This is a genomic window from Pseudomonas sp. BYT-1, from assembly GCF_023611805.1.
Taxonomy (GTDB): domain Bacteria; phylum Pseudomonadota; class Gammaproteobacteria; order Pseudomonadales; family Pseudomonadaceae; genus Aquipseudomonas; species Aquipseudomonas guariconensis.
In genome coordinates this window covers 3737635-3749870 of the sequence record NZ_CP072559.1, presented here as the reverse complement: position 1 = coordinate 3749870, position 12236 = coordinate 3737635, and the positions used below count along the sequence as shown (strand labels likewise).

The following is a 12236-nucleotide window of genomic DNA, read 5'->3' as shown; positions in this document are numbered from 1 at the left end:
ATCGGGGCCGGCTTTCGGCTAATGTTGCGCCCCCCGCTTCGAGAGCCCCCAATGCCGCGCCCTGCCTGGTCTTTGTACGCCTATCAACTGATCGAGCCCGATGAACAGCTCGACCTGTTCGCTTGCCAGGAGGTTCGCGTTCACCTGGTGGCGCGTCAGCTCGAGCTTGGCGTGCCCGTCGATCGCACGCTGTGCGGTGGGCTGTTGCCAGCGCAACCGCGCTGGTCCGCAGTGGAGCGGTCGGTCTACCGCGATGGTCGCCTTTGTGCGTTGTGCCGAGCGATTCTCGATGCCCAGCGCCGTGGCATGCGTCCGGTGTGGCCGGAACTCTGAGCACCTTTCATCATCTGAAATGCCAGCATGAACCCGATGCCTCCCGCTTGTCCTGGGGTAGGTGTACAATCGATCCTCTTGACCCATCTTTCGAAGGATTTACCGGATGTTGCCGCGCCTTCCCGCCGTCACCCGTAGCTTGTCCCTGGCCGCCCTGTTGGTGGCCGGTCCAACCGTTGCGCTGGAATTGCCGTTGCCACCTGCCGGTGAAGATATCGTCGGCCAGGTCCAGGTGATCAAGGCCAAGTACGAAGACACCTTTGCCGACATCGGCACCGCCAATGACCTGGGCTACCTCGAAATGATCGCGGCCAACCCGGGCGTGGATCCATGGCTGCCGGGCGCTGGCACCGAGATCATCCTACCGACCCGCTACATTCTGCCGCCAGGTCCGCGTGAAGGCATCGTCATCAACCTGGCCGAATACCGCATGTACTACTACCCGAAAGGGCAGAACGTGGTGCACACCTTCCCGCTGGGTATCGGTCGCGAAGGGTGGGGCTCGCCCATCGCCAACACCAAGATCACGGCCAAAACCCCTAATCCGACCTGGACGCCACCCGCCTCGATCCGTGCCGAACACGCCGCCGACGGTGACATCCTGCCTGCCGTGGTGCCGGCCGGCCCGGACAACCCACTGGGGCCGTTCAAGTTCACCTTGGGTGTACCGGGTTACCTGATCCACGGTTCGAACAAGAAGTTCGGTATCGGCATGCGTACCAGCCATGGCTGCTTCCGTATGCTCAACAACAACGTGCTGGAACTTTCCAAGATGGTCCCGGTGGGTACGCCAGTACGTATCATCAACGAACCCTACAAGTTTGGCATCAGTGGCGGAAAGGTCTATCTCGAGGCTCATACACCGCTCGATGATCATGGCAATCCATCGGTGGTGGATAAACATACTGCGGTCATCAATGCTCTGCTCAAGCGCGAAGACCTGGCCAACAACTTGCGCATGAACTGGGACATGGTGCGCGACGTGGTGGCTGCCGAAGATGGCATGCCAGTGGAAATCGCGGTGCCGGTCAATGGTGGGGCAGCGCCGATGGTTTCGAGCATTCCCCCGGAGCTGCAGTAAGGGGAATGTCTCTTTCGGGAGGTGCTCCCGTTAACTCGAATCGAGGCCTGCCTTAGTGCAGGCCTTTTTCGTTTTTGCCGTTTGCTTTTCAGGCGGGAATAAAAAAAGCCGACCCACTAGTGGGTCGGCTCCATAACAATCCGTGAGGATTATTACTTGCGGCTGGCTTTGTCCAGCATGCGCAGAGCGCGCTCGTTGGCTTCGTCAGCGGTCTGCTGAGCCTTCTGAGCGGCAGCCAGAGCGTCATCAGCCTTACGGTAGGCTTCATCAGCACGAGCTTGAGCGCGAGCTGCTGCGTCTTCAGTCGCAGTCAGACGAGCTTCGGTTTCTTTGGATACGCTGCTGCAACCGGTAGCCAGAACTGCGGCCAGAGCCAGAGCAGAGAATTTCAGAACGTTGTTCATCGTGTTCCCCTTCAAGGACTTTCTATTAAAGAGCCATCTCTCGGAAAAGAGAAACTGGCCGGCGTACATAGTACCCATTACTTGTAGTAAGTAAACTGACTAAGCGCAAGAACTGCAAAAAAAATGTTGCCGCCCCCAAAAGGTGACAACCTTTGTATGGCATTTGTGAAAATTTTGCGCAGCGGCTGCAAGCATTTGTAGAGCGGGAACTTTTTGGTGAACTAATGGTGACTTTAACTGTCGGTCAGCGTCATAGGCCTAGAACGCTGTGTACGCGGCCGCGAAGCGACCCGGCAGGGGTTATCTCGTACTTTTTCCCCGTGCCACCTTGAGCAATCCCGCTTCCGGCGCCTACTATTTGTAGGGTGCCCGCGCAGCAGAACGATTCGGATCGCCTTATGGTCCAAGGGGCAGGGGTGGCGTAGAGGTTCCTCCGCCGGAAACACCATCGGTTAAGGTAAGGGTCTGCCGACAGACCTGCGAGGAGTAGTGATGAGCGAAGCGTTGACCATCCACCATGACCAGGCCGGTCATCAGTTCGAGACCAATGTGGACGGTCACCGTGCCTATCTGACGTACATGGACTTGGGCAAGCAGACGCTGGATATCTACCGTACCTTCGTGCCCAATGCCCTACGGGGGCGAGGCATCGCTGCAGCGTTGACCGAGAAGGCGCTGGAATACGCCGAGGAGATGGGCTACACGGTGATCCCCTCCTGCTCCTACGTCGAACGCTACATGGAGCGTCAGCAACGTCAGTCGAGCAAGGCCTGAACGGTACAATCGAACACCGAACATGAAAACGCCGGGCATTGCCCGGCGTTTTCGTTTGCTCCCGATTGTCAGCCGCGCTGACGCTGAGGCAGGACATCCTTGAGCTTGGCGCGCATGCTGCGCAGGGCCTTCTCGGTGGCGCTCCAGTCGATGCAGGCATCGGTAATGGAAACACCGTATTGCAGCTCGTTCAGGTCCTTCGGAATTGCCTGGCAACCCCAGTTCAGGTGGCTTTCGACCATCAAGCCGATGATCGACTGGTTGCCTTCGAGGATCTGGTTGGCGACGTTCTCCATTACCAGCGGCTGCAGGGCCGGATCCTTGTTGGAATTGGCATGGCTGCAATCGACCATGATGTTGGCCTTGATCTTGGCCTTGGCCAGATCTTGTTCGCACAGGGCAACGCTGACCGAATCATAGTTGGGCTTGCCGTTGCCACCGCGCAGCACCACGTGGCCATAGGCGTTGCCCTTGGTGGTGACGATGGACACGCCACCTTCCTGGTTGATGCCCAGGAAGCGGTGAGGCTTGGAGACCGACTGCAGGGCATTGATAGCCACGGTCAGGCCGCCGTCGGTGCCATTCTTGAAGCCGACTGCCGAGGACAGGCCGGAGGCCATTTCCCGGTGGGTCTGGGATTCGGTGGTGCGGGCGCCGATGGCCGACCAGCTGATCAGGTCCTGCAGGTACTGCGGGGAGATCGGGTCGAGTGCCTCGGTGGCGGTGGGCAGGCCCATTTCGGCCAGGTCCAGCAGCAACTTGCGACCGATGTGCAGACCGTCCTGGATCTTGAAGGAGTCATCCAGGTAAGGGTCATTGATCAGGCCTTTCCAGCCGACGGTGGTACGCGGCTTCTCGAAGTACACGCGCATCACCAGGTAAAGGGTGTCGGAAACTTCTTCGGCCAGCACCTTCAGGCGTTCGGCATACTCGTGGGCGGCTTTGATGTCGTGGATGGAGCAGGGGCCCACCACGACGAAGAGTCGATGGTCCTTGCCGTCGAGGATGTTGCGCACCACTTCTCGGCCGGCAGTCACGGTCTGCAGGGCCTTGGCGCTGAGGGGGAGTTCCTTCTTGAGCTGATCGGGGGTGATCAAAGTCTCGTTGGAGGCAACGTTAAGGTCGTCGATCGGTAAATCAGCCATCGTGTTACTCGTCAGGTCACGGGTGCCGGCCGCCAGCAATCCCCGTGCGGCCCAGCAGCAAGATTGTTCGCAACGGGGAGCCGAACCTTAGCGCGTTACAAGGTGGCTCGACAATGGGCTGCTCCCCGCCGGTACTGGGTTTTTACGACCAAGGCGTGATTTATTTGCAAGGTGGTACGGCCAGCTCAGGGGCGAGCGGATGCTTCTGCGTTCGAAAACCGAAGGGTTTAGGTGTAAAACCAAGTACCAGATTTCGGACAAGGAGCGCGTGTGGACACTTGCAACCCACGTATCGGCATTATCGGCAGCGGCGCCATCGGCGGTTTCTACGGGCTCATGCTTGCGCGGGCCGGTTTCGATGTGCATTTTCTGTTGCGCAGTGAATACCGCATCGTGCATGAGCATGGCATGGCCGTGGACAGCGCGGTTCACGGCCAATTGCACATGAAAGTGCAGGCCTACGCCTCGGCCGCCGACATGCCGCCCTGCGACTGGTTGCTGGTAGGCGCCAAGGCCACCAGCAACCGGGAGCTTGCACCGCTCATCCTCCAGGCCGCAGCCCCAGGTGCCAGGGTCGTGTTGTTGCAAAATGGCCTGGGCGTGGAGGAGCAGTTACGGCCGTCACTGCGCGCCGATATGCACCTGCTTGGCGGACTGTGCTTCATTTGCGTCAACCGCCAGGCACCTGGAGTGGTGTGCCATCAGGCGCTGGGCACGGTCAATCTGGGATACCACAGTGGTCCGGCCGAGGATCGAGGTGCCGCTATCGTTGCCCAAGGGGTGGCGCTGTTCCGGGCGGCGGGCATCGACTCCCAGGCCATGGATGACCTTGCTCAGGCCCGTTGGCAGAAGCTTGTATGGAATATGCCTTACAACGGCCTTTCGGTACTGCTTCAGGCCAGCACCACGGCACTGATGACGGACCCCGACAGTCGTGATCTGGTACGCGCGCTGATGGCTGAAGTGGTGCAGGGAGCCCAGGCTTGCGGCCATGACTTGCCGAATGGTTACGCCGAGCAACTGTTTCGCCTGACCGAAAAGATGCCTGATTACTGGCCAAGCATGTACCACGATCATGCCCAGCGGCGACCGCTCGAGTTGCAGGCGATCTATGCCGAACCGCTGGCACGTGCGCAAGCGGCTGGGTGTCATTTGCCGCAACTGCAGATGCTGTATCAGACCCTGGCCTTCATCGACCGTCGCAATCGCAGCGGCTGACCCCTCCAGGTCGGGCGCCGGCAGCGCGCCGGACGGCCAAGCGGTCGTACGCGGCGCTGCTAAGCTGAACCTTGCTCTGTCGTAACGGCAGTCGAGGAGGTCGAATGATTCATTCCATGCTGTATGCCACCGACCTCGGTGTATACGCGCCTTTTGTCATGCAGCACGCCTTGGCCCTGGCCCGGACATTCAACGCAGAGCTGTACGTGATCCATGCGGTGGAACCCATGGGCCAGTTCGCCGAGTCCCTGCTGCAGAGTTACCTCGACGAGCAGACCCTGGACGAGCTGCACAGCGAGGGTGTGAATACGGTCATGGCCAACATCGAGCAGCGGGTGTTGGAAAACTTTCGTGACGAACTAGGTGAAGAAGCGGACCTGGCCTTGATCCGGGCGGTGAGGGTGCGTCAGGGGGATCCGGCCCAGGTGATCATCGAGCAGGCTAAGCGCTTGAGCGTCGATCTGCTGATTTTCGGCAGTCACAGCCAGGGTGCAGGGGTGGATGTGCCGATCGGCCGCACTGCGGCGCGGTTGCTGCAACTGTCCCCGGTTCCGATCTACATGGTGCCGTTGGCGCAGCATTTGGGGCGTAGGAAAGGCTGAAACAGGGGGTAGGTCAAAACGAAGGCACGTAACAAAATAGTTCTAGTTTTATTTCGGGAACCACTAATATAGTTATATCTCATCGCTGCCTGCTGCCGGTGACCTACCGCTGATCCGAGGGAAACCTATGAAGCTTCAACAACTGCGCTATATCTGGGAAGTAGCGCACCATGACCTCAACGTCTCCGCGACAGCGCAGAGCCTCTATACCTCCCAGCCCGGGATCAGCAAACAGATCCGTCTGCTCGAAGACGAGCTCGGCGTCGAGGTCTTCGCCCGCAGCGGCAAGCATCTGACACGCGTCACTCCCGCCGGTGAGCGCATCATCAATACCGCCGGTGAAATCCTGCGAAAGGTCGAGAGCATCAAGCAGATCGCCCAGGAATTTTCCAACGAGAAAAAGGGCACCCTGTCCATCGCCACCACCCATACCCAGGCACGCTACGCGCTCCCGCCGGTGATCAGCAGTTTCATCAAGCAGTACCCTGAAGTCGCCCTGCACATGCATCAGGGTTCGCCCATGCAGATCGCCGAGATGGCTGCCGACGGCACCGTCGATTTCGCCATCGCCACCGAGGCGTTGGAGCTGTTCGGCGATTTGATCATGATGCCTTGCTACAAGTGGAACCGCTGCGTGGTGGTGCCTCAGGGGCATCCGCTGACCAAGCTGCCGAAGCTGACCCTCGAAGCGGTCGCCGAGTACCCGATCGTGACCTACGTGTTCGGTTTCACCGGACGTTCCAAGCTGGACGAGGCGTTCAATCACCGTGGCTTGACGCCGAAAGTGGTATTTACCGCCGCCGACGCCGACGTCATCAAGACATACGTACGCCTGGGGCTGGGCGTGGGCATCGTGGCCAAGATGGCTGTGGACACCAAGCTCGACAGCGACCTTGTGGCCCTGGACGCCAGCGAACTGTTCGAGGCCAGCATTACCAAGATCGGCTTCCGCCGTGGCACCTTCCTGCGTGGTTTCATGTGCGACTTCATCGAGAAATTCGCGCCGCACCTGACCCGCGAAGTGATGGCCAAGGCCATCCAGTGCCATAACAAGCAGGAGCTCGAAGAGCTGTTCGAAGGGGTCGAGCTGCCGGTGCATTGAGCTACAAGCCCCGAGCTACAAGCCACAAGAAAAAAACGGTCCTCATGAGGGCCGCTTTTTTCTTGTGGCTTGTAGCTTGGAGCTTGTAGGGTCAGGCCTTGGTGATCAGGTTGCCGGCGTGCAGGCCGCATTCCTTCTGGGTCGACTCTTCCCACCACCAGCGACCTTCACGTTCGTGCTGGTTGGGCAGCACAGGGCGTGTGCACGGCTCGCAGCCGATGCTGATGAAGCCGCGCTCATGCAGGCTGTTGTAGGGCAGCTCGAGCATGCGGATATAGCCCCAGACTTCCTCGCTGGTCATCTGCGCCAGGGGGTTGAACTTGTAAAGGGTGCGCTCGGGTGTGGAAAACGCTGTGTCGATTTCCAGTGCTGCCACCTGGCTGCGAGTGCCGGGACTTTGATCGCGGCGCTGGCCGGTTGCCCACGCGCTCACGGTGGCCAGCTTGCGGCGCAGCGGCTCGATCTTACGGATGCCGCAGCATTCGCCATGGCCGTCCTTGTAGAAGCTGAACAGGCCTTTTTCCTTCACGAAAGGGTCGAGCAGGGCGCGGTCGGGGCTGAGGATCTCGATCGGCAGGTTGTACTGCTCGCGGACCTGGTCGATGAAGCGGTAGGTCTCCGGGTGCAGGCGACCAGTGTCGAGACTGAACACCTTGACCTGCTTGTTCAGCTTCCAGGCCATGTCGACCAGCACCACATCCTCGGCGCCGCTGAAGGAAATCCACAGGTCATCGCCGAAGTGCTCGAAGGCAAGCTTGAGGATCTCCTGGGGGGACTTGCTGGCATAGGTCGCGGCCAGGGCGGCGACGTCGAAGGGTTGGCTCATCAGGCGGTTTCCATCGTGTGTGTGGCGCTGTGCGCTCGTAGTGAGCCGATGGTAACAAAAAATGGCAGGTAGACGTTTGCCTTGAGGCGCCTCTTCGCGGTTCGGCCCGTGAAGAGGCGCCAACGGTCACAAGCTTTGCAGGGTTTCCATCAATACCCGCACCTTGGCGATGGACTCTTCGTACTCGGCCTGCCATTCGGAGTCGGCCACCACTGCGCCACCGCCCCAGCAGCAGACCTGACCTTTCTTGACCAACAGGCTGCGAATGGCGATGGAACTGTCCATCTCGCCCCGTACGTCCACGTACAGCAGCGAGCCGCAGTACAGCGCGCGGCGCGTCGGCTCGAGCTCGTCGATGATCTGCATGGCGCGGATTTTCGGGGCGCCGGTGATCGAGCCACCGGGGAAGCTGTCGCCGATCAGGTCCAGGGCATCCTTGCCGGCGGCCAGGCGCCCGGTGATGCTACTGACCAGGTGGTGGACGTTGGGGTAGCTTTCCAGGCTGAACAGCTCAGGCACCTTGACCGAGCCGATCTGGCAGGTGCGCCCCAGGTCGTTGCGCAGCAGGTCGACGATCATCAGGTTTTCCGAGCGATCCTTGGGGCTGTTCTGCAGCTCGGCGGCGTTGCGTGCGTCCTGCTGCGGATCGGCGGAGCGAGGGCGGGTGCCTTTGATCGGCCGGGTTTCAACCTGGCCCTGGCTTACCTGGATGAAGCGCTCCGGCGAGAAGCTCAGCAAGGCGCTGCCGTCGGCCAGCTGCTGATAGCCGGAGAACGGCGTCGGGCAGGCCTTGCGCAGCGCCTGATACGCCCGCCACGGGTCGCCTTGGCAGGGGGCGCGGAAACGCTGAGTCAGGTTGATCTGGTAGCAGTCGCCTGCCTGAATGTACGCCTGTACCTGATCGAACGCGTCTCGGTATTGCGTAGGATGCAGGTCACCGCGCATCGGCGCGAGCAAAGTGAAATCGCTTGCCTCATCGGCCTCAGGCGTTTCGAACAGCTCGATCAGGCGGGCGCGTTCGCCGGCCTCGAGGCTAGGGTGGAACACCAAGTGTGTCGTGCAGCGCAAATGATCACTGACCATGGCCCAGGCATACAGGCCCAGCTGCGCGTCCGGCAGGCCAAGGTCATCCTTAGCCTGGCTGGGTAAGTGCTCCAGGCGTCGACCGAAATCGTAGCTCAGGTAGCCGATCAGGCCGCCGGCGAACGGCAGTTCGATGCCGTCGGGCAACGTCGCGTGACCCAGATGAGCAAGAGCATCGCGAAGGCGTTGCAGATAGGCTCGGCCATCTTCTCCCGCCTCGGCTTGCAAGTGCTGCAACGGCCAGGCGCTGAGCAGGTCGAAGCGACCACGCTCGGCGCCGGGGCGGGCACTGTCGAGCAGGATCGCGCCCGGCGCCTGACGCAGGCGGGCGAAATGGACAGCGGGGTCGATCTGATAGGGCAGGGGGTGGAGCGTACAGGTTGGCATCAGAGTGGACGGCGATGACAAAGCGAGGAGGGGGATTGTATTCGCCTGTGGGAGAAGCGCAAAGCTGTCGGGCGGAGAAGATGGCAGATGGCGAGGCTAGGCTCGTTCGCGACTGAGCCGGCTCCCACAGTAAAAGCGCTTGCACTGTGGGGGCCGGCGAAGCCTACGATGGGCTGCAAGGCAGCCCTGGGTTTATTGCGGGTGAACGTGCCCGAAGAGGCCTTGGGACACGCGTACGCGTTGCTCGGCGGTTTCCTTCACGCCGTCTTTGGCCAGCGCTTCCAGGTGCGCCTCGATGGCGTGGGTGCGCTGGGTCAGGCCGCAGTCGTTGGCGATCTGGATATTCAGACCCGGGCGGGCGTTGAGCTCGAGAATCAGCGGGCCTTTGTCCTGGTCCAGGACCATGTCGACCCCGATGTAGCCCAGGCCGCACAGTTCGTAGCAGCTGGCTGCCAGCTTCATGAAGCCATCCCAGTTCGGCAACTGCACACCATCCACCGCGTTGGTGGTGTCCGGGTGCTTGCTGATGATCTTGTTCAGCCAAGTGCCACGCAGGGTCAGGCCGGTGGCCAGGTCCACGCCCACGCCGATCGCACCCTGGTGCAGGTTGGCCTTGCCGCCGGACTGGCGGGTGGGCAGGCGCAGCATGGCCATCACCGGGTAGCCCATCAGTACGATGATGCGAATGTCCGGCACCCCTTCATAGCTGATGCTCTTGAAGATCTGGTCCGGGGTGACTCGATACTCGATCAGCGCGCGGTCGCGGTGCCCTCCGAGCGAATAGAGCCCGGTGAGGATGCTGGAGATCTGATGCTCGATCTCCTCGTGGCTGATGATCTTGCCCGACACCGTGCGGTAACGGTCCTCGAAGCGGTCGGCGATCACCATGATGCCGTCACCACCAGCCCCCTGGGCCGGTTTGATGACGAAATCGTTGCGGTTGCCGATGATCTGGTCGAGTTTCTCGATCTGCTTTTCGGTCTCGATGATGCCGTACATCTCCGGCACATGGATGCCGGCCTTGATCGCACGCTCCTTGGTGATGATCTTGTCGTCGACGATCGGGTACAGGTGGCGCTTGTTGTACTTCAGGACGTAGTCCGCGTTGCGCCGGTTGATACCCATGATGCCCCGGGCCTCCAGGGCTTTCCAGGTCTTGATCAGTCCGAACATCAGGCGTCAGCCTTCACGAAAGCCTTGAAGCGAACGAGCTCGGTCAGGCGGTAGCCGCGGTAGCGACCCATCGCCAGCATGAAGCCCACCAGGATCAGCAGTACGGCCGGGAAGGTGAAGACGAAGTACACCAGCTCCGGCACCATCATCAGCAGATGCGCCAGCGAAGCAGCGAACAGGGTGCCGATGGCCACCTTCATGGCATGGCCGCCGCCACGCTCTTCCCAGGTGATCGACAGGCGTTCGATGGTCATGGTCAGGATCACCATTGGGAACAGGGCCACCGAGAGGCCGCGTTCCAGACCCAGCTTGTGACTGAACAGGCTGATGGCGGCGATCAGGACCACGACGAAGGTCAGCACCACCGACAGGCGCGGGAGCATCTGCAGCTTCAGGTGTTCAAGGTACGAGCGCAGCGACAGACCCAGGGCGGTGATCACCGTGAACAGCATGATGCCAAAGCCCAGCTGGGTTTCGCGGAAGGCCAGGGCGATCAGGACCGGGGTGAAGGTGCCGAGGGTCTGGATGCCGATCAGGTTGCGCAGCACCAGGATCACCAGCACGCCGATCGGGATCATCACCATGATCATGAAGGTCTGCTGGGTCTGCAGGGGCAGGCCGTACAAGGAGTATTCCAGGAAGTCGGCGTCGGTGTTCTCGTCGGTCAGCTTGGCCAGGCGGATGGCGTTCATCTCGCTGTTGTTCATGCTGAAGGTGACGTTGGCTTTCTTGCCGCCATCGACGGTGATCAGGTTGTCATCACCGGTCCACCACAGCAGGCGATCGCTGGGCAGACCCTGTTCGCCGGTATCGGGATTGAAGTACAGCCAGTCGTTGCCGTTGAAGCTGCGCAGCCACAGTTCGGGTGTTTGCGGGGTGTCGGCAACCAGGCGGATGGTGTGGACTTTCTCCATCGGCACGTGGGCGATGGACAGCAGCAGGTCGATGACCTGGGCTTTCTTCATCGACGAGGTATCGCCGGCCAGCAGCAGCTTGACGTTGTCGTCGTTGAGGTTGTTGACCCGCTTGATGGTCTCGCTGACGAAGGTCTCGACATCGGCCGAATGCTGGCGGATCGGTGCCATCAGCGCTTCAGCGGCGATCTTCTCAGGGCCTTCGACCGCCAGGCTGTCGCGGAAGGTCGGGCCTTTGACCGTGGTCTTCTCGTTGCTGTAGCGCTTGGTCAGCACCAGGCGGTAGTAAAGGGTCTGGTTGCCGCTGGCTCGGCGGGCCGACCAGGTTACCTTGCGGTTGCCGTCGGCGCGGTTGACGCTCACCCCATAGTTGTTGGAGATGAAGCTCTCGTTGAGGCTGACATAGTCACGGTTCAGGGGGGGCACGAACATCTGCACCTTGACCGGGTCCTTCGAGTTGGCGACGAACTCGACCTTGGCGTCGATGTTCCACAAATCGTCGGTTTCATCCTCGGTCACCGGGATGCCAAGGATGAAGATCTGATAGGCCGTGACCAGCACGCCCAGGAGCACCAGGACGGTGATCAGGACTTTCAGGTGAAGGGTAAGAGAGCGCATCGGAATTACTCTGCGGTGGGAGCTTTGGTGGCGCAGGCAGGTTTGCCGGCCGCGTATTTAAGGCTTGGGTCGACCAGCGCGTCAAAGTGCTTGAGCGCCTCGGAACCAATGAGCAACGGGAACTGGAAGGCACTGCGGTCGGTGAGGTTGACCTCGATGGTGCGCCTGGCCTGACCCATGCAAATATCCAGTTCGATGACCGGGCGGGCGGTGTAGGCCTTGCCTTCGTCGGGGTTGTAGTCGCCTGCCCGGCGCTTGATCTTGCTGACGCGGGCCAAGGGACGCTCGATCGGATGCGAATGGGCAGCATCGATGGCCAGGTAGAAACGTACCCAGCTTTCGCCGTTGCGCTTGAAGCGCTTGATGTCTCGGGCACTCAGGGACGCGGTCTTGGCGCCAGTGTCGAGTTTGGCCGCCACCTCCAGATCAAGATCGGAAAGGCGCGCATATTCATTCAGGCCGTACACGGTCTTTTCTCCCGCCTGGCCAAGGGCCGGCAGCAGGGCGAGGCAGAACAGCAATGAAGCGGGTGTAAGTCTCATAAATCCTGGCGCGGTGCTGTGCGGGTTCGGGGCA

Annotated in this window: 13 protein-coding genes; 6 read left to right on the top strand and 7 right to left on the bottom strand. The window is 60.8% G+C overall.

Annotated features, from left to right (window positions below):
* Nucleotides 1-51: 51 nt before the first annotated feature.
* The gene (locus tag J5X93_RS17450) at nt 52-333 is read left to right on the top strand and encodes a hypothetical protein (protein ID WP_043215816.1); all 282 of its coding nucleotides are present in this window, start codon (nt 52-54) and stop codon (nt 331-333) included.
* Between the two features lie 106 nt (nt 334-439).
* Entirely contained in the window at nt 440-1414 is a 975-nt protein-coding gene (locus J5X93_RS17445; RefSeq protein WP_182942683.1) for a L,D-transpeptidase family protein, read from the top strand.
* A 152-nt stretch (nt 1415-1566) separates the two neighbouring features.
* Here the strand turns inward: J5X93_RS17445 and oprI are convergent, their stop codons facing one another.
* Nucleotides 1567-1818, bottom strand: a complete 252-nt coding sequence (gene oprI / locus J5X93_RS17440; protein WP_003259780.1) for an outer membrane lipoprotei OprI — start codon at nt 1816-1818, stop codon at nt 1567-1569.
* Between the two features lie 492 nt (nt 1819-2310).
* Here oprI and J5X93_RS17435 point away from each other — a divergent pair, with 492 nt between their 5' ends.
* On the top strand, nt 2311-2592 hold the full coding sequence (locus tag J5X93_RS17435; protein WP_043215814.1) for a GNAT family N-acetyltransferase: 282 nt from the start codon (nt 2311-2313) through the stop codon (nt 2590-2592).
* Nucleotides 2593-2660: 68 nt separating this feature from the next.
* Here J5X93_RS17435 and J5X93_RS17430 read toward each other — a convergent pair whose 3' ends face one another.
* Nucleotides 2661-3737 (bottom strand): 3-deoxy-7-phosphoheptulonate synthase, encoded by a 1077-nt coding sequence (locus J5X93_RS17430; RefSeq protein WP_043215813.1) that lies wholly within the window; start codon nt 3735-3737, stop codon nt 2661-2663.
* Between the two features lie 270 nt (nt 3738-4007).
* Here J5X93_RS17430 and J5X93_RS17425 point away from each other — a divergent pair, with 270 nt between their 5' ends.
* The 3 genes from J5X93_RS17425 (at nt 4008) to cysB (ending at nt 6659) form a co-directional block, all read left to right on the top strand.
* A complete protein-coding gene (locus J5X93_RS17425) occupies nt 4008-4955 on the top strand; it encodes a putative 2-dehydropantoate 2-reductase (RefSeq protein WP_182942685.1) in 948 nt (315 codons plus the stop codon).
* Between the two features lie 104 nt (nt 4956-5059).
* Nucleotides 5060-5557 carry a universal stress protein gene (locus J5X93_RS17420; RefSeq protein ID WP_043215810.1) on the top strand — a complete coding sequence of 166 codons (498 nt, stop codon included), beginning with the start codon at nt 5060-5062 and terminating at the stop codon, nt 5555-5557.
* Between the two features lie 127 nt (nt 5558-5684).
* On the top strand, nt 5685-6659 hold the full coding sequence (cysB, locus tag J5X93_RS17415; RefSeq protein WP_027593928.1) for an HTH-type transcriptional regulator CysB: 975 nt from the start codon (nt 5685-5687) through the stop codon (nt 6657-6659).
* Between the two features lie 91 nt (nt 6660-6750).
* On the opposite strand, the gene J5X93_RS17410 is transcribed toward cysB, so the two are convergent.
* The 5 genes from J5X93_RS17410 to rloA all read right to left on the bottom strand — a co-directional run bounded on the left by J5X93_RS17410 (nt 6751) and on the right by rloA (nt 12202).
* Nucleotides 6751-7485 (bottom strand): phosphoadenylyl-sulfate reductase, encoded by a 735-nt coding sequence (locus tag J5X93_RS17410; protein WP_043214017.1) that lies wholly within the window; start codon nt 7483-7485, stop codon nt 6751-6753.
* Nucleotides 7486-7611: 126 nt separating this feature from the next.
* Entirely contained in the window at nt 7612-8955 is a 1344-nt protein-coding gene (pabB, locus tag J5X93_RS17405; RefSeq protein ID WP_090346859.1) for an aminodeoxychorismate synthase component I, read from the bottom strand.
* Between the two features lie 192 nt (nt 8956-9147).
* Nucleotides 9148-10128 carry an alpha-L-glutamate ligase-like protein gene (locus J5X93_RS17400; protein ID WP_043214012.1) on the bottom strand — a complete coding sequence of 327 codons (981 nt, stop codon included), beginning with the start codon at nt 10126-10128 and terminating at the stop codon, nt 9148-9150.
* Nucleotides 10128-11660, bottom strand: a complete 1533-nt coding sequence (gene rloB / locus J5X93_RS17395) for an osmotic stress tolerance membrane protein RloB (protein WP_043214010.1) — start codon at nt 11658-11660, stop codon at nt 10128-10130. Before rloB ends, J5X93_RS17400 begins: the two co-directional genes overlap by 1 nt.
* A gap of 5 nt (nt 11661-11665) precedes the next feature.
* The gene (gene rloA / locus J5X93_RS17390; RefSeq protein WP_043214007.1) at nt 11666-12202 is read right to left on the bottom strand and encodes a retropepsin-like aspartic peptidase RloA; all 537 of its coding nucleotides are present in this window, start codon (nt 12200-12202) and stop codon (nt 11666-11668) included.
* Nucleotides 12203-12236: the final 34 nt, after the last annotated feature.

What these genes read in the sequence shown, in the direction of transcription:
- J5X93_RS17435 (WP_043215814.1), top strand. Translation starts at nt 2,311, where the DNA reads ATGAGCGAAGCGTTGACCATCCACCATGACCAGGCCGGTCATCAGTTC.
- oprI (WP_003259780.1), bottom strand. Translation starts at nt 1,818, where the DNA reads ATGAACAACGTTCTGAAATTCTCTGCTCTGGCTCTGGCCGCAGTTCTG.
- J5X93_RS17400 (WP_043214012.1), bottom strand. Translation starts at nt 10,128, where the DNA reads ATGTTCGGACTGATCAAGACCTGGAAAGCCCTGGAGGCCCGGGGCATC.
- J5X93_RS17450 (WP_043215816.1), top strand. Translation starts at nt 52, where the DNA reads ATGCCGCGCCCTGCCTGGTCTTTGTACGCCTATCAACTGATCGAGCCC.
- J5X93_RS17410 (WP_043214017.1), bottom strand. Translation starts at nt 7,485, where the DNA reads ATGAGCCAACCCTTCGACGTCGCCGCCCTGGCCGCGACCTATGCCAGC.
- J5X93_RS17430 (WP_043215813.1), bottom strand. Translation starts at nt 3,737, where the DNA reads ATGGCTGATTTACCGATCGACGACCTTAACGTTGCCTCCAACGAGACT.
- rloB (WP_043214010.1), bottom strand. Translation starts at nt 11,660, where the DNA reads ATGCGCTCTCTTACCCTTCACCTGAAAGTCCTGATCACCGTCCTGGTG.
- cysB (WP_027593928.1), top strand. Translation starts at nt 5,685, where the DNA reads ATGAAGCTTCAACAACTGCGCTATATCTGGGAAGTAGCGCACCATGAC.
- pabB (WP_090346859.1), bottom strand. Translation starts at nt 8,955, where the DNA reads ATGCCAACCTGTACGCTCCACCCCCTGCCCTATCAGATCGACCCCGCT.
- J5X93_RS17445 (WP_182942683.1), top strand. Translation starts at nt 440, where the DNA reads ATGTTGCCGCGCCTTCCCGCCGTCACCCGTAGCTTGTCCCTGGCCGCC.
- J5X93_RS17420 (WP_043215810.1), top strand. Translation starts at nt 5,060, where the DNA reads ATGATTCATTCCATGCTGTATGCCACCGACCTCGGTGTATACGCGCCT.
- rloA (WP_043214007.1), bottom strand. Translation starts at nt 12,202, where the DNA reads ATGAGACTTACACCCGCTTCATTGCTGTTCTGCCTCGCCCTGCTGCCG.